This is a genomic window from uncultured Veillonella sp. (genome assembly GCF_963534045.1).
Taxonomy (GTDB): domain Bacteria; phylum Bacillota; class Negativicutes; order Veillonellales; family Veillonellaceae; genus Veillonella.
The window spans coordinates 1-21512 of sequence record NZ_CAUSQT010000006.1; the positions used below are offsets into that span (position 1 = coordinate 1).

Sequence of the window (21512 nt, forward strand, 5' to 3'; positions counted from 1 at the left end):
CAACCAGTTTAGGTTACTCGGAAATAAAAGTCTAACTTTTTGGGGTCACTACAATGCTCGTCTAACAAATATATGGTTTTTTAATATATAGAAAATCACCTAGGTCTAATTTTTCTATATGCTACAAAAAATATTTTGCCGCTCCAAATAATTACAACTCGCTAACAACATCGGCGAGCTTCGCTTTCAATGATTCTAGCTTGTAGCTCATGTACTCTAACTCCGCCTTTGCTCTAGCATCATCTTCATAGGACAAGAAGGAATGTAATAGGTCTAGCACATCTTGATTTTCAACGGAAATAATTTCTTTCGACCCTTGTACTATTGTTTTACGACCTATTTCTTTCACTTGCTTTCGATATTCTGTAGGTGTCATACGGAAATGCTTTTTGAAAGCCACATTAAAGGCCTTAATATCGGCAAATCCACAACTACTTGCAATTCTTGCCACAGCCTCATCCGTGTTAGTTAATTGTGTTGTAGCATCTCGTAGTCTTAACCGCAATACATAATCCACAAAGGAAATTCCCATTTGTCGTTTAAAGAATTGAGATGTATAAGCCACATTATAGCCACCAATTTTTGCAATGTCTTCAAGCTCTAGCTTTTGTTGGTAATGCTCATCGATATAGGCAATCATTTTATCAAAGGTAGCCGGTTTAATATCACCAGGCCGCGCATTTTCATGAACCTTTTTGATTGGATCAAATTCCCTAAATACATCACCTGCTAAAGCCAAGTAATGATGCTCTATCCACATGCGATGAATTGGATTCTCACCTTTATGCATCAATAACATCGTCATAGCTGCATGATGGCGTAAAGTCGTAAAAAACTCATTGTGACGTGTGCTCGCATCAGAACGAACAACAAACTCATACATGCCAAAATCCGGATCATACTGTTGATAAAATTCATTACCTACATGAACAACAAAGGCTACCACGTCCTCTTCAAGCGCTAGAGTTGAATGTCCCACCTGAGGCGAAATAACGACAACATCAAGAGGTCCCATTGTAAAAGTCTCATCATTACAACTCATTTCAACACGACCTTTTAAGAGAATAAAAATCTCCGTACCTCCGTGCCAATTGTAATTATAAGTACCAACCTTATATATACTGCTGCTGAACTCTATATAATTGTGCTTGTAAGTATAATCGAAATAATCCATAGCATCTAATCGCTCCATATGCATAAAAGCATCCCCTACCGATCTAAGAGACACTTTCATTATGATATATTCATTCAGTTACGGTCAATAACATCTTTATCCTTTAATATCTATTTCGCTATATACTGTTCCAAAAATTAGTACAGGCCTGTTCTATTGGCTATGAGCCTATACATAGGGTCCCAGAATTAGTACAGGCCTGTTGTATTGGCAGCAAGCCTATACATGCGATCTCAGAATTAGTACAGGCTTGTTCTATTGGCAACGAGCCCTATACATAGGGTCCCAGAATTAGTACAGGCCTGTTCTATTGGCAATGAGTCTATACATGCGGTCCCAGAATTAGTACAGGCCTGTTCTATTTACAACGAGCCTATACATAGGGTCCTAGAATTAGTACAGGCCTGTTCTATTTGCAACGAGCCTATACATAGGGTCCCAAAATTAGAACAGGCCTGTTCTATTTGCAATGAGCCTATACATAGGGTCAAAAAAATTAGAACAGACCTGTTCTAATTTAAAAAGGGACTCATACATGAGTCCCTTGCAGTTTATTATATTGTTGGTAAGATGCCTAGTAAATACACCTTAAATATATCGCCTTCGTGTACTTCATGCACACCTTGAGGAATGCAGGCTAAGGCATTAACGGTATATAATCCGAGCATACTACTGCTATTAAAGTGACGATTTGCCACAAAACGCGGTTGGCCTTCACCGAATATAACCTGGCCTTGCACGTAGCGATCGAAGGCATTGCGTTTAGACAGGTCGCAATCCATTACACAATTAAGTACTGGAGTAGACCAATTTTTAATACCTTTATATCTACGCAATGTTGGAACCACTAGTAGGTGCCAACCATTAAAGGCAGCACCGGGGTTACCAGATAAACCAAAGATAAGTTGGCCTTTAGGGGTAACCGCACCATAGGAGGCTGCGCCAGGTCGCATTTGGATACGCTCATATAGGGTCTTAGCACCTAATTTTTCATATATAAGAGGCATTGTATCAAACATGCCTACAGATACACCACCCGAACTAATGATGATATCGGCTTGTTCCCCGAGTTCAAGAACGCGTGCAATTTCTAAGTCTAATTTATCCGGTGCATCGCTTACATGATAATGCGTAACGCGCCGAAAACCTAAATCATTAAGTAAACTGCAAATCATCATGCGGTTAGAATTGTAGATTTTTCCAGGAGCTAACGGTTCGCCTGGTTCGATAACTTCATGGCCGGATGTGATAACAAGAACACGTGGCATCGCATACACAGATACATCCGTATGTCCTAATCCAGTTAAAATGGTCTGCACCGTAGAGGTTATTTCTGTTCCCTTTGGAATGACAACGGTACCAGCCGCGCATTCTTCGCCGCGAGGAATAATGTGGCTTCCCTGTTTCTGATTGCCTTGGATAGTGATTGTAGAACCAACTTCACCGGTTCCTTTCACTTGTTCTTGCATAATAACAGTATCACATGTACTAGGTACAGGAGCGCCGGTCATAATACGAACCGCGTGTCCCTTCGCTACAGGTTTATCCCATACGACACCGGCACCGATGATACCATCCACGATATATTCATCATGACCAGCCTCATAGGCTAGGGCATAGCCATCCATTGCCGATTTATGAAAGGCAGGTACATCGGTAGGTGCCAAAACATCTTCGGCCAACACACAACCTTTTGCATCGCCAACGGCGACGGATTCGATGCTATGATGTTGTTCTCGTAAAGCCTCATTCCACAAATGAAGCGCTTCATCAACAGTAACGGCTATCATCTAAATTCCTCATCATACTTTGTATTCGACATACCAAATCCGGTATGCATTGATCTAATTCAGTAACCTCGATGGTCTCTACGCGTTCTATATCACTAGATATCAGCGAATCGGTATACCCTTCTCTAGTTACCTCTACAATAGGGAATATACCTTGAGATCTCGTTTCTAGTATAGCAATATCTACAGGTAATTGCTGTACCAAATCATACAGACTAGATTGTTTTTCAGTGCGAATGCGTATGGCCGTTTCTGTTGGACCTGCAATGGCTACGGCCGTGGCGCCTGCTTTCATAGCGAGATCTGTATCGGTTCCTTCATAGTCCATGTGAAAGCCATGTTTATCGCTCTTTACAACACCTACAGAGAAACCAATTTCTTCTAATTCCCTAACGAGTCGCGTTACCACCGTAGTTTTACCGGTCTTACGTTTTGCAGCAACCACGCTAATAAGTGGAACTTGACGATTAGCATTAACAGCCTCTGACCGTGCCCACTTATAATCCTCTATATGATTTACATTACGTAAGTGATGACCGTAATCACCTGCATCGATAGTTACCACAGGCCCTACAATGTCTAAGGCATGATGCAAGGATACATCGTCACCTGCTAATGCAGTTTGTAGTAAAGGAGCAATGGACGGCTTATATATCCCTGCCATCGGCTCAAAGCGCCCGCTTTCACCAACAGGCACAATAACATTCCAGTCATCACCTTCTACTTGGTAGAGCCAATCGTAATATAAATTAAAATCCATAAACGGCATATCTACAGCTAACACCGCATAAGCATGACTCTTGCCTACGGCCAATGTGCTATATAATCCGCCTAATGGACCACTCCGAGGAACAGAATCCCGAACGATAGAAACTTTTTCTTTCTCTTTATTCGACAATGTGTCGATAATATTAGCCTGAATGGCTTGGCCTAGACTTTCATCATCACCGATAGAAATAAGTATATCGTTGGCATCATGTTCTAATGCATTGCGCAGCGCATGAGAAATGAGGCTTTCACCATTCGTCCAAGGCAATAAAGCCTTAGGATATCCCATGCGTGAACTTAGGCCACCAGCCAAAATAATTACGCCTAAATTAAGCACCGCGTTTCAACCCTCTTTTTACTCCTTGGTAAATAAACAACAACACAACAATATTAAGAATTCCATCCGGCACCATATAAGATGCATTATAAATCATAGAGTAGATCCATGGATTTTGACCTTGTGGCGCATAACTAGCAAATACAACAGCACCACTTGTTACGGACGCAAACCAACGGAGCACAATGGCAACAATAGAACCGCTAACAAGACCTGTCATATTATCCTTGAAATACCCGCACACACCAATAACACCATAAGCAACAAGATAGTCTAGGATGATGCTTAAATAATGGATGGATGATTTAAAACCGAGCAAGAAATGAAGTATACCATATACAACGCCAGCCAAAATACCACGCGTACCGCCCCAGCGATAGGCAAAAATCATGAGAGGTACCATGGACGCGGCCTTAATGGAACCGCCTTGTGGCATATGAAAAAGAGTAATAAATGATAATACTTGTGCAATAGCGATAGCTACACCGGCTTCTGCTATCATGCGTGTCTTAGAATGTTCCATTAAAATAACCTCCTATTAATATAATGTTTATATAATGGGCTGAACATAGAGAAAATGTACAGACAAGCTACCTATAAAATTGTATAATAACTATATGAGTGTTTTTAATATTCGGAATGTATTGAAAATTGAAAACAAATTCAGTATAATGGTACAGGTTCAATTTATTATACCTCAAAGGAGATATAGAAACTATGATTAATACAACTAACATCTTCGATTATGAAGACGTACAACTGATTCCTAATAAATGTATCGTAAACAGCCGTAGCGAATGTGATACTCATGTTAAACTAGGTAATCGTACATTTAAATTGCCTGTAGTTCCTGCAAACATGCAAACTATCATTGATGAAGAGTTAGCTGAAAAACTAGCAGAAAAAGGCTATTTCTATATCATGCATCGTTTCCAACCTGAACGCCGTCTCGACTTTGTAAAACGCATGCAAGAAAAAAACTTATATTCTTCTATTTCTATCGGCGTAAAGGAAGAAGAATTTGCATTAGTTGATGAATTAGCGAAAGCTAACCTTATTCCTGATTATATCACAATCGATATCGCACATGGTCATTCTAATGCGGTTATCAATATGATTCAATATATTAAAAAGAATTTACCAAGCACCTTTGTTATCGCTGGTAACGTAGGTACTCCTGAAGCAGTTCGTGAACTTGAAAATGCTGGCGCTGATGCTACAAAAGTAGGCATTGGTCCTGGTAAAGTTTGTATTACGAAATTAAAAACTGGCTTCGGTACTGGTGGTTGGCAATTGGCTGCTGTACGTTGGTGTGCAAAAGCAGCTACAAAACCTATCATCGCTGATGGCGGCATCCGTGATCATGGCGACATCGCTAAATCTATCCGCTTTGGCGCTACTATGGTTATGATTGGTTCTCTATTCGCTGGTCATCAAGAATCTCCAGGGGAAGAAAAAATCGTTGACGGCCAAGCTGTAAAAGAATACTTTGGTTCCGCTTCTGAATTCCAAAAAGGGGAACGTAAAAACGTAGAAGGCAAAAAAATCTTCATTCCTTCCAAGGGCTCTATTTTCGATACATTAATCGAAATGGAACAAGATTTACAATCCGCTATCTCCTACGCTGGTGGTACTACTCTACAAGCTATCCGCAAAGTAGACTACGTTCTTGTTAAAAACTCCATCTTTAACGGCGACCGCTAATCGGTTACTAACATACCAAGAGGGGCTACGATTCATACGAATCGTAGCCCCTCTTCTTTTTTATGCTCACTAGACTATTCTTCTAATCCACAATCTTTACTCATTAAGTGATATGCATATTTGCCGATACCAGCACTGATAACAAGCAATGCAGTCAATACAATGAATGCAATGGTAAGGCTCGTACCATGAGCGATGAAGCCAATCAACGCAGGTCCCATCAAAATACCCATATAACCGAGCATAGTAGATGTTGCTACTGCTTGTGTCATTGGAATTACATTTTGTTCACCCATAGCGGAGAATAGATTTGGTACAACCATGGCTAAAGAGATACCTAGTAATAAGTACGTATACATAGAAGCATGGCCAGGTAAGAACACGATGAGTGCCATAGCAATAGCACCTAGTAAGTAACCACCTACAACGACTTGCTTAGATGTTACATGTTTACCGATTGTATTACCAAGGAGACGACCAATACACATAGTGCCATTAAAAAGCATGACGCCCATGACAGCTTCTTGAATAACAATACCTTTATCTTCAAATAAGTAAAGCGCACTCCAGTCACCTACGGCCCCCTCTACTAAATAGGATACAAATGATAAGAGACCAAAAATGATGGCAATTGGATGAAATGATAATGGGCTTTTAGATTTTTTTACAACCTTTGCATTTGGATCGCTACCAAAGGTTAACATAAATTGACTAACTACGACCATCGCAATAAAAAGTATGATGAGAAGTCCCCAAATACTTTCATTCACAGGCAAAGATAATATTTTTAAAAGAACAAGCAATACCCCAGCACCCGCAAAACCACCAAGGCTCCAACCGCCGTGATAAGCGCCCATTAAATGCTTTTTACTTACCTTTTCCGTTAAAATAGCTTGTAAGTTGGCAGAAGCACCACTAAGGCCTACGCCAATGCCAAAGAAAAATAATGCTATTGTGGTTGTCACAATTGTAGAACACATGGTAACAATAGCCAGAGACAACATGCCGATAAAACTAGCTAATAAAACGACTCGCTTACAGCCAAAGCTTTCTACAAGTTTACCAGCTATAGCCATGGATAAACAAGAACCTACACCGAGCAACAAAATCATGGAACCTAATACATCCTCACCGATGCTTAGTTTCGCTTTTAAATATGGCACAAATCCGGCCCATAAGGCAGTGTACATACCAGGGATAAAAAATGCACCAAATGCACCACGAATATTAGATTTTGAAACAGAAACTTGTTCGCTCATCATGTCCTTTCTGGTTTCTAGAACCGTTCGGCGAAGAAAGGCCCTTTTGTATCCGCTAGACCGCGATAACATGCGTTTCTAGGGGAAACCATTTTAACTACAAGAAAATTATATTGAGAATATAGTACCCCTCTTTACACATAATGTAAAGAGGGTTCTTAAAATTTAAATTTAAATTAAAAACGTAAGGCCCATAGCGATAAAAATAGCAGGTAATAAATTAGCTAAACGAATCTTATTAGGCCAAATTATATTAATGCCTACACAGAAAATTAAGATGGATCCTACATAGGATAAATTGTCGATAGCCTGCTGTGTCATAAGTGGCGCCGCAACATGCGCTAAGGCCGTGATCAACCACTGCGTGATACCTACAGGAATGAAGGAAAACAATGCGCCCTTCCCCATGGATGAGGTCATAACCATAACGATAACACCATCAAGAATTCCTTTGAGTAGCAAGGTTTGGTAATCTCCTGTCAATCCATCTTGAATTGAACCGAGCACGCCCATCGCACCAACAGTAAACGTAAGCGATGCAGTGATAAACGCTTGCGTAAACTTAGGGTCCCCTGTATTACCGGTTTTATCTTTCACCCAGTCACCAAAGACCGTAATCCATCGGTCTAAATCAATGATTTCACCAATCACAGCACCAACTACCATGCTGATAATCATCAACAAAGGTCCCGTAGTTTGCAAGGAACCATTAACGATAACCAGCATAAATTGCATGGCCCCGCTCATCCCTAGTAACAGTACGATGATACCACATACTACCATAAGGGTTTGTTTTAAATTGTCCTTCATAAATCGGCCGCACGTGAGCCCAATAATACTACCACCGACAATGAGCCCCATGTTGATGGCCGTTCCTAACCCAATCATACTTGTATCCTTTTCCTTATTTCTGAAAGTTATTATGAAAGTAGTATATCAACTACATCGATAACAATCAATATAAAATATCACAAAAAAAACCGTATCTATGTTTCAGTAGATACGGTTCTATTTATATTAATCATCTATGGTCATATAAACCACAGGATTAGCCTCATTGATTTCATTAAAACAAGGGCAATCCTTACCGTGATCGTTGATGAGACCACTAGCTTGTAAATGGGAATAGATTGTCACAGGTCCTACAAATTTGAACCCTCGTTTCTTAAGGTCTTTGCTAATGCGCGTAGACAATTCATTTTGAGCAGGCACCCTTCCCTCTGGATGGCCTTTGTAAATAATAGTTTTATGATTGGTGAAAGCCCATATATATTCGCAAAAGGATCCAAATTCGTCTTGAATGCGTTGGAACGCCTGTGCATTGTTGATGATGGCCTCAATCTTCTTGCGGGATTTTAACATTCCCTCTGTACTCATAATACGCTCTATATCTGTTTCCGTATATTGAGCCACCGCATCAACATTAAAATGTTCAAAGCACTGACGTATAATTTCTCGTTTATTTAAAATCGTGAGCCAACTCAGACCGCATTGTAGGCTCTCCAAACATAAATGTTCAAATTGACGTTGGTCATCATGAATAGGACGCCCCCATTCATAATCATGATACGCCTGATACAATGGCGTTGTGGGCCAAGAACAAGTGACTTTCATGAAGGCTCCTTTCTATACTACAACCAGCCTGTTACTAGAAATCGCGCTATACATACAATAATACCCATGCTCACTAGATTTGTAAAGAATACCATACATCGTATTCACTGCCCCTAATATGTAACTCATCTATTAATAATTTAAATATTTTTAAAATAAAATTGTGAAAATTCATTTACAATTCACGAAAAATGTTATATTATTTTAAATATATTTTAAATGTGTCTGACACAAAGTCTTTATAAAGTGAGTATATATCTATCTTTCATTATATAAGAGAGTATTAAATCAATCGATAGATATATATTCATTTATGAAGAGTCTTTCACAATATAAAATAAATTACAAATTAAGTAATATAGTTGAGGTGTAAGAGAATGAGAGCGAGAAATAAGATGTTATTGTCCGCTGTAATGATGACCATGTTGTCATCTACAGTGGCCCTCCCTAGCACGTGGGCAGCAGCAGGCCTCGGTTCTAATGGCAATGTGTTTGCCGTAGGTTCTGAAAGTAAATTTGAAAGCACTGGCGATACGACGGCAACAGGTGTCATTGCATCAAACGGCGGTCAAGTGACTATTACCTCCTTAGATACACCTGATCAAAACCAATTACCTAAGCGCCATCGCCAACCAGCTTTCATTACAGGCATGCTAGATAATAGTTCCATTCAAGTGGATGGCGGGATTATGAACGTGAATACAGCCCCATGGGACGCACCCTATCCACTAGCATTTGCCTATAATAGTAAAATTAATCTTGGTATCGATGATTCAGGCACTGTAAAACATAAAGTATTTAATATGCAAGGTAATATACTTGTATCTGATAAAACGATGCCTCCATACCAACAACAGCAACCATCCGTGATTAATATTGGCCTCGGCCGTGCGCACAATAGCCCTAACCAATTTACCGGCAAGGCTGTGAACACATTAGAGGATAAGGGTGGCGAAATCAACATGACCTTTGATGGTGGCATGTGGAGCCACGATAATATGGGTGGCTTGGAAGCATTCCAAATTAAAGGCAACGAAGCGCGCAGCAGTATCAATACACTCAAAGGCACTCGTACACGTGAAGGATTCAGCCGTATTTCCCAAGATTCTCGCAGCGACATCCACGTTAATAATTTGGACGGCCACATCAATGTCATTTACGACATGAGCGCTGGTACTGGTTTGAACTTCGCTAAACCAGCCGCTCAAAAAACAGGCCTTGATGCATCTGACATCGAAGGCGGTAACTTCATCGTAAAATCCGCTACAACAGGGTCTGGGGTACATGGCTATGTAACAGGCGATCATCTCGATACGTCCTCTGAAAGCAATGTAAACAAGATTCTAGATAACTTGGCGCATAAATTCTATTACGAAAATTATATGAATGGTGAAAGAAACCTTTCTGGTACTGTATCCATCGCTTCTAATGGCATCGTGTCAAGCTTCCAAAAAGCGTTAACTACAGATCAAAAAGAAGGTGCTATTACATGGCAAAGCGGTAATGGTCAAGGTTCCTATGCGGCTCCTACTCCAACGCCTACGCCAGCTCCAACACCAGTAACTCCTGTTACTCCGGCGCCTACCCCTGTAACTCCAGTTACTCCAGCACCTACCCCTGTAACTCCGGTGACACCTGCGCCTACACCTGTTACTCCAGCTCCTACGCCTGTAACTCCAGTGACGCCTGTTACTCCAGCACCTACTCCTGTAATACCAAGTCCTATAGTAACGACTGGCTCTTATGATACACCACAAATGCGCGGCATTCGGTCTGCTGTAGTTGGTAATATCAACGCATGGCGTACAATGACGAGCGATATGAATCGTGCTAACCAATTGCAACAAGGTTCCCCAACAGGTATTTGGGCTCGTATTGGTGGCGGTCGATATAACTATGCTAATGACGGTATCAATACAGCTACTGATTACACAAGCATCCAAGGCGGTTATGATACTAAAACTAGCCGTGACTGGACCGTAGGCGGTCAAGTTTCTTACCTACGCGGTTCTGAAGATTATGTATTCAATGGTTCTGGCAAGGTAAAATCCTATGCTGTTGGCGCTTATGGATTGAAAGACCTTGGTAAGGATCAATACGTACATGTAGAATCTCAAGTAGGTCGTATCTCTAATGAATTTACAGCACGTAATGAAATCGGCCAAGCTAAATCTGGCGATGTAAAATCCAATGCGTATAGCTTTGGCGTTCGCTACGGCAAAACTATAAAATCTGCTAATGGTTTGTATGTAGAACCACAAGCGCAATTAAACTATACACACTTCGGTGGTCGTGACTTTACAGCAGGTAACGTCTCTGTTAACCAAGCTGGTGTAAATAGCACATCTGGTAAACTCGGCCTTGAAGTAGGCAAACAATTCGGCAATGGTAACCTATATACACGCTTGGCAACAGGTCATGCTTTTACAGGCAATGTAAAAACTACCTATGCTAGCGGTAATGCCGTAAAATTGACAGAACAAGACATCAAAGGCACTTGGACTGAACTCGCATTCGGCGGACGTTATGGTTTCAATACTAACAACAGCGTATATGCGGACGTTACTACCGGTCTATCTGGTGATTACCAAGCTGACTGGGGTGTAAACGCTGGGTTCACGCACAAATTCTAATTAATATTACATACCGTTATATACGGCCATATAGTTGTACAACCATAGATATCTCCCCTGTATATCCCTTGCATATCTATGAGAGACGCATCCTAATATATTTCCCCTTTTTATGCAATACTACTCCCATAGGATGCTACTTCCCCCCTCTTATCGTAAGCTGTATGGCCTTATATACATACATTTAGATTCCGTCTAAATGTTTACTAACTTTCTTACTACAATGCAAAACGCCCCCTTCATTGGCAGCCTTAGATGGTTGCTGTGAAGGGGGCGTTTTGTTTTACAAAATAATATTCGTTATTATATTATTCATCAGTATTAATAGAGTATCCATATCCCCACACAGCTCGTAATTAGTGCTACAAGTACAGGTATCGAGGTTCGTTTAAGCAAATCTACAGATTTAATATGCGCTACCCCAGCTACACCGACCATAACAGGGCTGATAGGGCTCAAGAACAAACCAAGACTAGCACCATTTTGCATGCCAAGCATAGTCGTAATCGGATCTAGTCCAAGGTTAGATACAATATCAGGTACTAGCGGTACCAATGTAAATAAAGGAGCCACATTGCTACCAGTTACCATGCTGAGTCCTAGCATGCCACCACCCATGACAGAGGTAAGTCCCACAGAGTTAAGGGATAGTGTTTGTAGTGCGCTAACTAGCGAATCAATAAGTCCTAAGCTCACTAAGCCTTGTGCGAAAACCTGTCCACCAATGATTAAAGTTACAGCATAGGAAAACTGATTACCCATTCCTTCAAAGAATACGGTTGTACTTTTAAGGACGGTCCTTAAATTACGATGACGGATAAGTTCTGCCAATAAAGCTAGGCCAAAGGCGAGCATCATGGCAAGGGTTACATTCATCTTTACGCCAGGCAAACCATATTGACTAAAGCCCAATATAAAACATAGTGGCAATAAAGGAAATATCATATATATCTTAGGGCCAATTGGCGCCTCAGGAATGCTTTCACAATCACCTATGTCCATAGGGCCATCTAAGCAATCGCGATATCGTTGCCACAAGAAATGTGCTACAGCCGTCACAACAGCAACTAAGAAATAAAGGCGTAATTGATAACCTACGAAATAGTTTGGTACCGGTATATTAAGTGTCTTAGCTATGAGCAATGTCGAAACGGCACCAGGCCCAACATCCATCAAATGTCCTGTAGCGATAACCGCTGCTGCCCCTATGGGACTTACGCCAAGGCGCAATAGAACAGGATAGATGGTAACCATCATAAGTAAGGCAAGGCTCAATGGATTCGGTACACATATAGATAGCCCCATGTTGAGTAGAAACATAAGTGCTAGCACTATATACGGTCGATTGAGACGATATAAGGGACGAATAAATGTATGGGCTAAGCGTGTTCCTGCCCCAATGTGTTCCATATATTTTGCATAACCAGCACAGGTCATAATCATGAGTCCTAAGCTCACTACATTCTCCGATGTTGTAATCCGCACAATATCCATTGCATCAAATACCAGAACGCCTGTAGACTGAGACTCATCTAATATGGCATTAATCCAGCTACCTTCATAGGCGATATACATCATGAGGATGCCCATGCCTATCAAAATTGGTTGTGGCTGATAGCGCTTCATCAATAATATGCCTGTAATAGCAATTATGATGACACATATAACTATATTCATAAACACCTCTCAACTAGAGAATATATTAGGATTACAGCAGGTTTATATGATACATATACTACACTTTTATTAAACCTATCTTATACCTATATTATACGCAAAATATAAATAAAAATATAATGAAAATCCCCCTTTGCTGGTTGTCCAGTAAAACAAGTGGGGCATTGAACCGCACCCCAAAAGCGCTATCTATCCCACAACTCTAATTGAGTTTTGTTCGGAATAGATAGCGCTATTTTATTGACTATATTAGGTTTAGCTCATGACGCCTTATCAATCAAATCAGTAAATAAATTTTAATTACCCTTCAAATACGCATTTGCGAGCTACTTTTACAAGAACAGAATGATCATCCTCTACTACATGATTAGATTTATAAGCCCATCGTAAAAGTAGTGCAGAGTTTGCTACTACGAGGAAGCTACCACCGTTATGAACGAGGGCGCCCCAAACTGGAGATAATGTACCAATCATAGCTAAGATGATAGCAACAAAGTTCAAAAGCAAGGAGAAGGAAAGATTAATTTTAATAGTAGTCATCATACGTTTAGACAATGCCACTGCCCACACCACCCATGGCGATGCCTACATCAGATTTCTTAAGGGCTGGCGCATCATTCACACCATCGCCTACCATGGCAACGATGTTACCTTCTTGTTGTAATTGAGCCACAGTATTCATCTTGTCTTCTGGTAAACAATCAGTGATAACATTAGGAATATTTAATCGTTTACCAATTGTTTTCGCTGTTGTTCCATGATCACCGGTTAATAGGACAGGCATGACATGAAGATTGTTCAAAGACTCTACTACGGCACGGCTTTCACGACGAACACGGTCGGCCAAAGCTACATAACCTGCTAATACACCATCAACGGCAACATATACGATAGACGCACCACGGTTCAAGTGCTCATGAACGGCGGATTTCACAGTATCAGAAATAGACACATTAGACAAGGTCATCATCGCTTCATTACCAGCTAACACAGTTTTAGCATCTACAGTGGCCTCTAAACCTTTACCCGGTACCATGTGGAATGAATCTACGAAATTAAAGCTTTCACCATGACGAGACGTAAAACCATTCACGATAGCCTTGCCCAATGGATGCTCAGATTTAGTCTCTACAGAGGCCACCAAGCGATAGAGTTCATCAGCATGCATGGAGCCAACAGTTTCAACGGTAGTCACCTCAGGCGTACCATAGGTCAACGTGCCTGTTTTATCAAAGGTCATTGTATCAACCTTTGCCAAGCGTTCCATAATGTTGCCACGGCGCACGAGGAAGCCATGTTGGCTAGCATTGGAAATAGCCGCCATAATCGCTGCCGGCGTAGCCAATACAAGCGCGCAAGGGCAAAACACAACGAGGATAGTTACGGCCCGGATGATTTCACCAGTCACCACATAGGTACCAACCGCTGCCAAGAGCGCAATCACAACAATCCATGTGGCCCAACGGTCGGCAAGGCTAACGATTTTTGCATTGCCTGGACCAGTAGATTTAACGAGACGCTCAATGCCTGCTTGTGCTTTAGACACTGTGAACTCTTCTAGCATCGCACCGAGTTGCATGATGAAAGCAATTTCTGCGGCCGCAAATACTTCACCGATGGCTACCGCTGCGCCCCATACGATAGGCAACCCACATAATACAATTGTAAACCAAGCCCAATCGAATGGCAGGCCTAAACGAATGCCTAATAAACTAAATACTACGCCGATACCACCGGCTACTAATGTGATCTTTTCCCGATTTAAATCGAACCACTCTGCTACTTTGCTCAACCGTTCCATACTTACCTCCTGTGAAAGCTTATATAATAATATGTACAAACATTCATATATGATGCAAAATACAGATGAATACTGGATCTAATGACATTATATAATTCATGCATCAGCCTATTACACAAATGAATGAGCAATCATTCATATATCTAGATAATCAGATGGATTTTTATTTGGTACATGGCATAGTATTTTCTTCTTCCCTGCTCTTATTTCTATCGTTTAGCTACTACTGCAGCATAAAAAATTCCGAGCAACCAGTTTTGGTTACTCGGAATAAAAAGTCTAACTTTGGGGGGGCACTACACTTGGGGGCTGCCTTTTTTGTATTTTGAAATCGTTTTAGCTATATTATATTTCGCTTTATTAAACTTTATTTTGTTAATCTCTAACCTATTTCTCTATAGCCTCAACTACTTCGCCGATGTACATATAGTGTGGTTCCCAACGATCATGACCAATTTGAGTATAGGCAGTAGGGTATGCTGCATAATATTCCTTTACTTTATCTGCCAAATGAGCTTCATCGAATTGGTGTTCATATAACTTTTTACATACAAATATTAAATCTGCTTCTTTGAAAGTCACTCCATCACCGACTGCCACTGGTGTTAAACCAGAATTGGCAACCTTATCTTCGTCGCGACCAGAATGAGAGCCTAAATAGCCAAGAGCCTTACGCTGGCTGTCAGGGAATAAGCTAACTGTAAAAGTATCGTATTTCGCCATGAATTCTTGAGTATAGCGGGCTGGATGAATGTACACAGTCACGGTAGATATATCATTGCCAAGCATCCCCCACATGTTACCCATGCTGCCCCAGTTAACCGTACAACTATTGAAATCATCAAGCGTACCTGCTGTAACCACCGCCCAACGATTCTCGAACATGGTAAAAGCTTTATAATCTTTTGTTTCAAATGGTTTCATAAGAACCTCCGCATATAGAATTTACTTAACAATAACCTCATCAAAATGTTCTTTATTCACTTCATAATACACCGCATCAGCGATATCGTAAACTCTTTATTTTTAGAATCTTTCACAACTGGTCTACGCATGAAGGCACCTCGATGGATAGGTCAAGGCGTTCCATCAAAGCCAAAGCGGCTGAGAGGTGAACTCCTCAATCGTGATTGCTTGGGCTGGAATGGTGAAAGCTAAAACACAACCTTATAAGCATAAGTATACTATGCAAATAAGACTGTGCCTATTATTAATAATTTTATAATTTAGTATGTAGGATGTACTTCTAATAGATATTTATAAGATTGATATTTATAAGATTTATCTCCATTTGACGATATATATACGTGTTCAAAAGCTTTCAAGAGCTAACGAAATATCAATCTAAGAATCATAAGCAAAGGCAGAACTAATACACCACCAGCCAAAATAAAACCAGCAAAAACAACCATAGTGCCATACGTTATTAGACATAACTTTATTAAAAAATCTATACAACTATATATACACATACCCACGGTAGATTGTTCTTTTAAAGAAATGAACCATGCTTTCACTCTATAATAAATTTGAGGTTTATCAAACGCAGGATATAATTTCTCATACCATAAAATCAGCCACGGCAAAATCCAAATATTCCCAAAGCAAAATATCAATACCGGCAGATAATCTCTTAATGGATATGCTTCTAATACATATCGATCGTACAGTAATGTATAAATCCCCCAAATAGAGGCTCCCCAAATAAGTAAAAGCACAAACTTTAACAAAAACAAAAAAATAAGTTTAATCATCAATTTAATTCTATTCTCTGTTCTAACCATTCTAGTACTGTCTACAATCTATCACAGCTCATCATCATAGGCCACTCCATAGGCTTTCTGATAAATTATATTTGCTATTGTATATCGCTCCATGCCAAATTGAGGCGGTAATATCATTGCTTTTAAGTGTTCTTTTTGAAGTCGTTGTCGGCGTGTTCTATCGTCATTATTTTGTGTCCAAATTTTGGGGTTCAGTTCATCAGGAAGGCCTATTCATATATTAAAATTAATTCTATTTATTCTCCTTCAACCACTGAATAGCATATTCCGCATACACCGCTGATGCAGCAGATAGCACTGTATCGTCCATGGTAAATCGATTATTATGGTGATCAAAGGTGGCGCCTACCTCTGGGTTTTGGATACCAATAAAGGCAAAGCACCCTGGTTTTTCTTGTAGGTACCAAGCAAAGTCTTCGCCTGGCATTACCTTGCGCATTTTAGACAGTTTTTCTTTGCCTAGTGTATCGATAACAACACGTTCAGCTAGTTCACTGGCTGCTGCGTCATTAATGGTTGGCGGTACTTTCTTTTCATAAATCAATTCAGCAGTTGCTCCATAAGCTAATGCTGTATGTTCCACCACGCGTCGTATGGATTCTACGTAATGGTCTTCTTGTGCTGGATCAAAGAAACGGATGGTACCACCCATTTGTGCTTCGCCTGGGATGACATTCCATTCTGAGCCAGAATGAATATTACCGATGGTAAGTACAAGAGAGTCTAAGGCACTCACATTACGAGATACTACAGTTTGCAAGTTCATAACGATGGCACTGGCTACGACAACCGCATCAATAGCTTGATGTGGTTGTGCCCCATGACCTTGTTTGCCTTTTACACGGATTGTAATTTTACTGCTAGCCGCCATGCGTGGCCCTTCTTCAACGGAAATGAGACCTGCTGGTAAGTCAATCCATACATGACCACCAAAGATGGCATCAATTTTTTCAAACCAATTATCAAACTTCATGAAATCAGGAGCGCCCGCACCGGTTTCTTCGGCCGGTTGGAAGGCAAGGTATACGTCACCTTCGATACGGTCTTTCATAGCAGTAAGCATCTTAGCCGCACCGAGTAATATCGCCATATGGCCGTCATGACCACAGGCATGCATCTTGCCATCTACATTGGATTTAAAATCAAATGTATTATGTTCCTGTACAGGCAAGGCATCGATATCTGCACGAAGGGCAATCGCTTTACCAGATTTATCGCCATGAATAATACCTATAAGTCCTGTTCCACGTTCCGTATCTACATGAACCTCTACACCCATGGACTCTAATTCTTTGGCTAGAGTTTTTGTGGTTTCGAACTCTTCATTACTGAGTTCTGGATGTTTATGAAAGTACCTACGCCAATCTTGTACATAGGTTTTATATTGTTCAATTAAATCGCGACTATGCATGATATCGCCTCCTTAGCTTTTAGCACAGATTAACAAAATATACTGGAAATCCCCATATTTATGGGAATAACAGGGTAAATGTAAAAGAAAACGACAGGCAATGCCATGTCGTTTTCTTTATGCTTCTCTTATCGATTGCGCAATACTGCTTGTACCGCCAAGGATACAACAGCAGTTGCTACCGCTACAGCTGCTGTAATTTTTGCAGTTGTGCAGAGCTCATCTTTTGTTGGTTTTGCTTTTGCTACAATGTCTAATGTTTTAGCAACAGCAGGAACCAATACATCATTACGTAAGGATTCTGTATTCATATTTACTCCTCCAATATAGACTATTTATTTTAGGTTATCACGAATAGAATATAAAGTCTACATATTCATCGGATTTTATCTATATATTTATCAATTGTTCATACAAAACGAATGAATCTATCAATCTAAGACTATTTGCTAGCCAATTCACCAATGACATCAGCCAAGATGGTAATTGCTTTTTCTAGTTGTTCTTGAGGGATGTTAAGAGCTGGCAACAAACGAACCTTATTTTTAGCAGATAAACATACAACGCCTTTTTCTAGACATTTAGCAATGACTTCTTTAGGATCTACAGTTGTTTCGATACCAATCATGAGGCCCATACCACTAACGCCAACAACGCCCAGTTTACCGTCTAAGGCGTGTTTTACATAATCACCTTTAGCTTTTACAGTAGCCAAAAATTCTGGTGTTAACCGTTCAATGATGGTACAGCCTGCAGCCGCACAGATTGGGTTACCACCAAATGTAGTAGCATGCGCACCTGCAGTTAATACGAATTGCGTTTTTTCATTGAATAAGGTTGCGCCCATAGGCAAGCCACCAGCTAAGCCCTTAGCAGTAGATACGATATCTGGTTCGATACCAAATTGTTCATATGCATACAGGCTACCAGTCCGACCATTACCTGTTTGCACTTCGTCGATAAGCACGAGTTGATCGTGTTCATGCGCGTATTTTGTAATCGCTTGAACGAATTCTTTATCGAGAGGCATAACGCCACCTTCACCTTGAATTGGTTCCATCATGATAGCGCAAACTGCTGGGTTTGCTAGGACTTTCAAAGCCGCATCAATATCATTAGCAGGGGTATGAACGAACCCTTCTGTGAATGGGAAGAAATGTTGATGGAACACATCTTGACCTGTAGCGGACAAGGTTGTTACTGTACGACCATGGAAGCTATTAACGAGCGTAACGATGACATTACGACCATCGCCGTATTTGTCATGGCTATACTTACGAGCTGCCTTGATAGCACATTCATTAGATTCGGCACCAGAGTTACAGAAGAACACCTTTTTCATGCCTGTCCGTTTACATAATAATTCAGCCAATTTAATTTGTGGTACGGAATAATATAAATTTGAAATATGGTTTAAAGCATGAGTTTGTGCAATCACGGCCTTGGACCATTCATCATCGTCTACACCAAATGCTGTAACGCCAATGCCAGAACCAAGATCGATATATTCTTTTCCTTCTACATCCCATAACAAGGAACCTTTGCCTTTTTCAAAGCAAACGTTAAACCGGCCATACGTATTGGCTATATACTCTTTATCTTGTTGTTCAAAATCTTGTGTCTTACTCATCATATCCTCCAAACGTACGGCCTAGCCGCCGTCAATCTATATGCAATGTAACGATGACAAATGATGTTACCATCGTTATATCTACTATATTACTTTACAAACATTGTGCCAAGACCTTCATCGGTTAATAGTTCGATGAGGATGGCGTGTGGTATTTCACCATTGATGATGAAAACCTTTTGAGCCCCTGCATTGATAGCCTCTAAGCAACAGTCTACCTTTGGTATCATGCCACCAGCGATGACGCCCTCTTTTTTCAGCTGTTCCGCTTCAGCAAGAGTAATCTTTGAAATAAGGGAATTAGGATCGTTTACATCCCGTAGTACGCCATCGATATTCGTCATGGCCACCATGGTTTCCGCATTGAGGGCACCTGCAATCTTTGCAGCTGCTGTATCGGCATTGACATTATATACATTGCCTTCCGCGTCACAACCAACGGAAGAAATAACCGGAATATATCCCTTACTGATGACATCGTCGATAATCTTTGGATCGATTGTATCTACTTCGCCTACATAGCCAAGTTCTTCATTTTTCTTGTGCACTTGAATGAGTTCACCATCGACGCCACAAAGGCCAATAGCACGGCCACCAAAGCCGATGAGGTCCGCTACGAGGCCCTTATTGACCTTGCCAGCAAGCACCATTTGTACTACATTCATCGTTTCTTTGTCGGTAACACGCAAACCATTACTGAATTTCGATTCAATATTCATAGCCTTTAAGGTGCTATTAATATCTGGACCACCGCCGTGAACGAGGACTACTTTCACACCTACCAGTTGAAGTAGTAGCAAATCATTCATAACGGATTTTTTAAGTTCCGGATCCGTCATGGCATTGCCGCCGTATTTTACGACTACGTATTTATCTGTATATTGTTTAATATATGGAACGGCCGCCGTTAAGATATGCGCCCGCATTGCATTTGTTACACTGTTCATAATGAAAGCCCCGTTTCTTCTGGCAATCCAAGTGTGATGTTCATACATTGTACGGCTGCACCAGAAGCGCCCTTTCCTAAATTATCAAAAATAGCGTGAACGACCATGCGATCATTGTTACCTGTTACAGAGATGACCATGCCATCCGTATTGCTTAGTTTGTTAGCATTTAGCAATTGTTTATTGTCTTCTTCTAAGTTAAGTGGTGCTACCTTAACGATGGTGCTGTCCTTGTAGAAATCTACCAGTGCAGCGTGCACATCCTCTACGGTAACCGGTTTTGCTAGTAGACGTGTATGTAGGCCAACACTGACCTCCATGCCACTGTAGTAATCGTCTACGATGGGCATGAATATAGGCGCTTCTGTAAGACCGCATACATGTGTTACTTCTGGCAAATGCTTATGTTGTTGACTAAGGCCATATTGACGTGGTGCGTAGAGGAAATAATCCTTTGGCTCCGATTCGTATTGACCAATCATCTTCTTACCGCCACCGCTATAGCCTGTTAAGGATGTAATGGTGAAAGGATAATCTACTGGGGCAATACCTGCTTTCACAAGAGGTGCAATGCAAGCAATCATGCCGCTTGCATGACAGCCAGGATTGGCGATATGTTGTTTCGTTTTAATATCGTTTTTATAGCTTTCACCAAGTTCGGGAAAGCCATAGGCCCAATCATCAGCCGTTCTAAATGCTGTGGATGTGTCGATAATCTTGCAAGGGTAATCGCCGATAGCAGCCACCACCTCTTTGGAGGCCGCATCAGGCAAACACAAGAACACGATATCCGCGTCCTTTGCAATGCTCGCAATGACATCTATATTTTTACGGTCCTCATCGGAAATGGATAATAATGTAATATCCTTCCGACCGGACAGCCGTTCGTGAATTCTAAGGCCCGTCGTTCCTTCGTGACCTACGATAAATACCTTATATGGATTCATTCTATAACCTTCTTTACTATACGTAGTAGATGACCT

Annotated in this window: 19 protein-coding genes; 2 read left to right on the forward strand and 17 right to left on the reverse strand. The window is 40.8% G+C overall.

Going from position 1 to position 21512, the window contains the following annotated elements; translation table 11 throughout:
• Window positions 1-151: 151 nt before the first annotated feature.
• From RYP29_RS02265 to thiT, 4 genes are all read right to left on the reverse strand, one after another.
• Window positions 152-1174: an AraC family transcriptional regulator gene (locus RYP29_RS02265; RefSeq protein ID WP_311532031.1), complete on the reverse strand. Its 1023-nt coding sequence runs from the start codon at window positions 1172-1174 to the stop codon at window positions 152-154.
• 554 nt (window positions 1175-1728) lie between these two features.
• Window positions 1729-2964: a molybdopterin molybdotransferase MoeA gene (locus RYP29_RS02270; protein WP_311531972.1), complete on the reverse strand. Its 1236-nt coding sequence runs from the start codon at window positions 2962-2964 to the stop codon at window positions 1729-1731.
• Complete coding sequence (locus RYP29_RS02275) at window positions 2945-4069, reverse strand: molybdopterin-guanine dinucleotide biosynthesis protein MobB (protein WP_311531974.1); 1125 nt, start codon at window positions 4067-4069, stop codon at window positions 2945-2947. The genes RYP29_RS02270 and RYP29_RS02275 overlap by 20 nt, the downstream gene beginning before the upstream one ends.
• A complete protein-coding gene (gene thiT / locus RYP29_RS02280; RefSeq protein ID WP_311531976.1) occupies window positions 4062-4592 on the reverse strand; it encodes an energy-coupled thiamine transporter ThiT in 531 nt (176 codons plus the stop codon). The genes RYP29_RS02275 and thiT overlap by 8 nt, the downstream gene beginning before the upstream one ends.
• Before the next feature lie 194 nt (window positions 4593-4786).
• Here thiT and RYP29_RS02285 point away from each other — a divergent pair, with 194 nt between their 5' ends.
• Window positions 4787-5773 carry a GMP reductase gene (locus RYP29_RS02285; protein ID WP_311531978.1) on the forward strand — a complete coding sequence of 329 codons (987 nt, stop codon included), beginning with the start codon at window positions 4787-4789 and terminating at the stop codon, window positions 5771-5773.
• Window positions 5774-5847: 74 nt separating this feature from the next.
• Here the strand turns inward: RYP29_RS02285 and RYP29_RS02290 are convergent, their stop codons facing one another.
• The 3 genes from RYP29_RS02290 to RYP29_RS02300 all read right to left on the reverse strand — a co-directional run bounded on the left by RYP29_RS02290 (window position 5848) and on the right by RYP29_RS02300 (window position 8646).
• Complete coding sequence (locus RYP29_RS02290) at window positions 5848-7032, reverse strand: MFS transporter (protein WP_311532032.1); 1185 nt, start codon at window positions 7030-7032, stop codon at window positions 5848-5850.
• A gap of 171 nt (window positions 7033-7203) precedes the next feature.
• Window positions 7204-7920: a DUF554 domain-containing protein gene (locus tag RYP29_RS02295; RefSeq protein ID WP_311531980.1), complete on the reverse strand. Its 717-nt coding sequence runs from the start codon at window positions 7918-7920 to the stop codon at window positions 7204-7206.
• 129 nt (window positions 7921-8049) lie between these two features.
• Complete coding sequence (locus tag RYP29_RS02300) at window positions 8050-8646, reverse strand: DNA-3-methyladenine glycosylase I (RefSeq protein WP_311531982.1); 597 nt, start codon at window positions 8644-8646, stop codon at window positions 8050-8052.
• 377 nt (window positions 8647-9023) lie between these two features.
• Between RYP29_RS02300 and RYP29_RS02305 the strand changes: the two genes are divergently transcribed.
• Window positions 9024-11279 carry an autotransporter outer membrane beta-barrel domain-containing protein gene (locus RYP29_RS02305; RefSeq protein ID WP_311531983.1) on the forward strand — a complete coding sequence of 752 codons (2256 nt, stop codon included), beginning with the start codon at window positions 9024-9026 and terminating at the stop codon, window positions 11277-11279.
• Window positions 11280-11600: 321 nt separating this feature from the next.
• Here the strand turns inward: RYP29_RS02305 and dcuC are convergent, their stop codons facing one another.
• The 10 genes from dcuC to argC form a co-directional block, all read right to left on the reverse strand.
• A complete protein-coding gene (gene dcuC / locus RYP29_RS02310; RefSeq protein WP_311531984.1) occupies window positions 11601-12956 on the reverse strand; it encodes a C4-dicarboxylate transporter DcuC in 1356 nt (451 codons plus the stop codon).
• A gap of 300 nt (window positions 12957-13256) precedes the next feature.
• Window positions 13257-13517, reverse strand: a complete 261-nt coding sequence (locus tag RYP29_RS02315; RefSeq protein WP_311531986.1) for a hypothetical protein — start codon at window positions 13515-13517, stop codon at window positions 13257-13259.
• A complete protein-coding gene (locus RYP29_RS02320; protein WP_311531987.1) occupies window positions 13504-14757 on the reverse strand; it encodes an HAD-IC family P-type ATPase in 1254 nt (417 codons plus the stop codon). Before RYP29_RS02320 ends, RYP29_RS02315 begins: the two co-directional genes overlap by 14 nt.
• A gap of 387 nt (window positions 14758-15144) precedes the next feature.
• On the reverse strand, window positions 15145-15681 hold the full coding sequence (locus tag RYP29_RS02325; protein WP_311531989.1) for a flavin reductase: 537 nt from the start codon (window positions 15679-15681) through the stop codon (window positions 15145-15147).
• A 404-nt stretch (window positions 15682-16085) separates the two neighbouring features.
• A complete protein-coding gene (locus tag RYP29_RS02330) occupies window positions 16086-16511 on the reverse strand; it encodes a hypothetical protein (RefSeq protein ID WP_311531991.1) in 426 nt (141 codons plus the stop codon).
• A 262-nt stretch (window positions 16512-16773) separates the two neighbouring features.
• Entirely contained in the window at window positions 16774-17952 is a 1179-nt protein-coding gene (locus RYP29_RS02335; RefSeq protein ID WP_311531992.1) for an amidohydrolase, read from the reverse strand.
• Window positions 17953-18080: 128 nt separating this feature from the next.
• Window positions 18081-18263, reverse strand: coding sequence for a hypothetical protein (locus tag RYP29_RS02340; protein ID WP_311531994.1), 183 nt, complete (start codon window positions 18261-18263; stop codon window positions 18081-18083).
• A gap of 131 nt (window positions 18264-18394) precedes the next feature.
• A complete protein-coding gene (locus RYP29_RS02345; RefSeq protein WP_311532034.1) occupies window positions 18395-19582 on the reverse strand; it encodes an aspartate aminotransferase family protein in 1188 nt (395 codons plus the stop codon).
• An 89-nt stretch (window positions 19583-19671) separates the two neighbouring features.
• On the reverse strand, window positions 19672-20529 hold the full coding sequence (argB, locus tag RYP29_RS02350) for an acetylglutamate kinase (RefSeq protein WP_311531996.1): 858 nt from the start codon (window positions 20527-20529) through the stop codon (window positions 19672-19674).
• The gene (argC, locus tag RYP29_RS02355) at window positions 20526-21476 is read right to left on the reverse strand and encodes an N-acetyl-gamma-glutamyl-phosphate reductase (RefSeq protein WP_311531997.1); all 951 of its coding nucleotides are present in this window, start codon (window positions 21474-21476) and stop codon (window positions 20526-20528) included. Before argC ends, argB begins: the two co-directional genes overlap by 4 nt.
• Window positions 21477-21512: the final 36 nt, after the last annotated feature.

Bases quoted from the DNA above. Each gene is read 5' to 3' on its own strand.
- RYP29_RS02265 (WP_311532031.1), bottom strand. From the start codon at position 1,174: ATGGATTATTTCGATTATACTTACAAGCACAATTATATAGAGTTCAGC.
- RYP29_RS02270 (WP_311531972.1), bottom strand. From the start codon at position 2,964: ATGATAGCCGTTACTGTTGATGAAGCGCTTCATTTGTGGAATGAGGCT.
- thiT (WP_311531976.1), bottom strand. From the start codon at position 4,592: ATGGAACATTCTAAGACACGCATGATAGCAGAAGCCGGTGTAGCTATC.
- RYP29_RS02285 (WP_311531978.1), top strand. From the start codon at position 4,787: ATGATTAATACAACTAACATCTTCGATTATGAAGACGTACAACTGATT.
- RYP29_RS02290 (WP_311532032.1), bottom strand. From the start codon at position 7,032: ATGAGCGAACAAGTTTCTGTTTCAAAATCTAATATTCGTGGTGCATTT.
- RYP29_RS02295 (WP_311531980.1), bottom strand. From the start codon at position 7,920: ATGATTGGGTTAGGAACGGCCATCAACATGGGGCTCATTGTCGGTGGT.
- RYP29_RS02300 (WP_311531982.1), bottom strand. From the start codon at position 8,646: ATGAAAGTCACTTGTTCTTGGCCCACAACGCCATTGTATCAGGCGTAT.
- RYP29_RS02305 (WP_311531983.1), top strand. From the start codon at position 9,024: ATGAGAGCGAGAAATAAGATGTTATTGTCCGCTGTAATGATGACCATG.
- dcuC (WP_311531984.1), bottom strand. From the start codon at position 12,956: ATGAATATAGTTATATGTGTCATCATAATTGCTATTACAGGCATATTA.
- RYP29_RS02320 (WP_311531987.1), bottom strand. From the start codon at position 14,757: ATGGAACGGTTGAGCAAAGTAGCAGAGTGGTTCGATTTAAATCGGGAA.
- RYP29_RS02325 (WP_311531989.1), bottom strand. From the start codon at position 15,681: ATGAAACCATTTGAAACAAAAGATTATAAAGCTTTTACCATGTTCGAG.
- RYP29_RS02330 (WP_311531991.1), bottom strand. From the start codon at position 16,511: ATGATTAAACTTATTTTTTTGTTTTTGTTAAAGTTTGTGCTTTTACTT.
- RYP29_RS02335 (WP_311531992.1), bottom strand. From the start codon at position 17,952: ATGCATAGTCGCGATTTAATTGAACAATATAAAACCTATGTACAAGAT.
- RYP29_RS02340 (WP_311531994.1), bottom strand. From the start codon at position 18,263: ATGAATACAGAATCCTTACGTAATGATGTATTGGTTCCTGCTGTTGCT.
- RYP29_RS02345 (WP_311532034.1), bottom strand. From the start codon at position 19,582: ATGAGTAAGACACAAGATTTTGAACAACAAGATAAAGAGTATATAGCC.
- argB (WP_311531996.1), bottom strand. From the start codon at position 20,529: ATGAACAGTGTAACAAATGCAATGCGGGCGCATATCTTAACGGCGGCC.
- argC (WP_311531997.1), bottom strand. From the start codon at position 21,476: ATGAATCCATATAAGGTATTTATCGTAGGTCACGAAGGAACGACGGGC.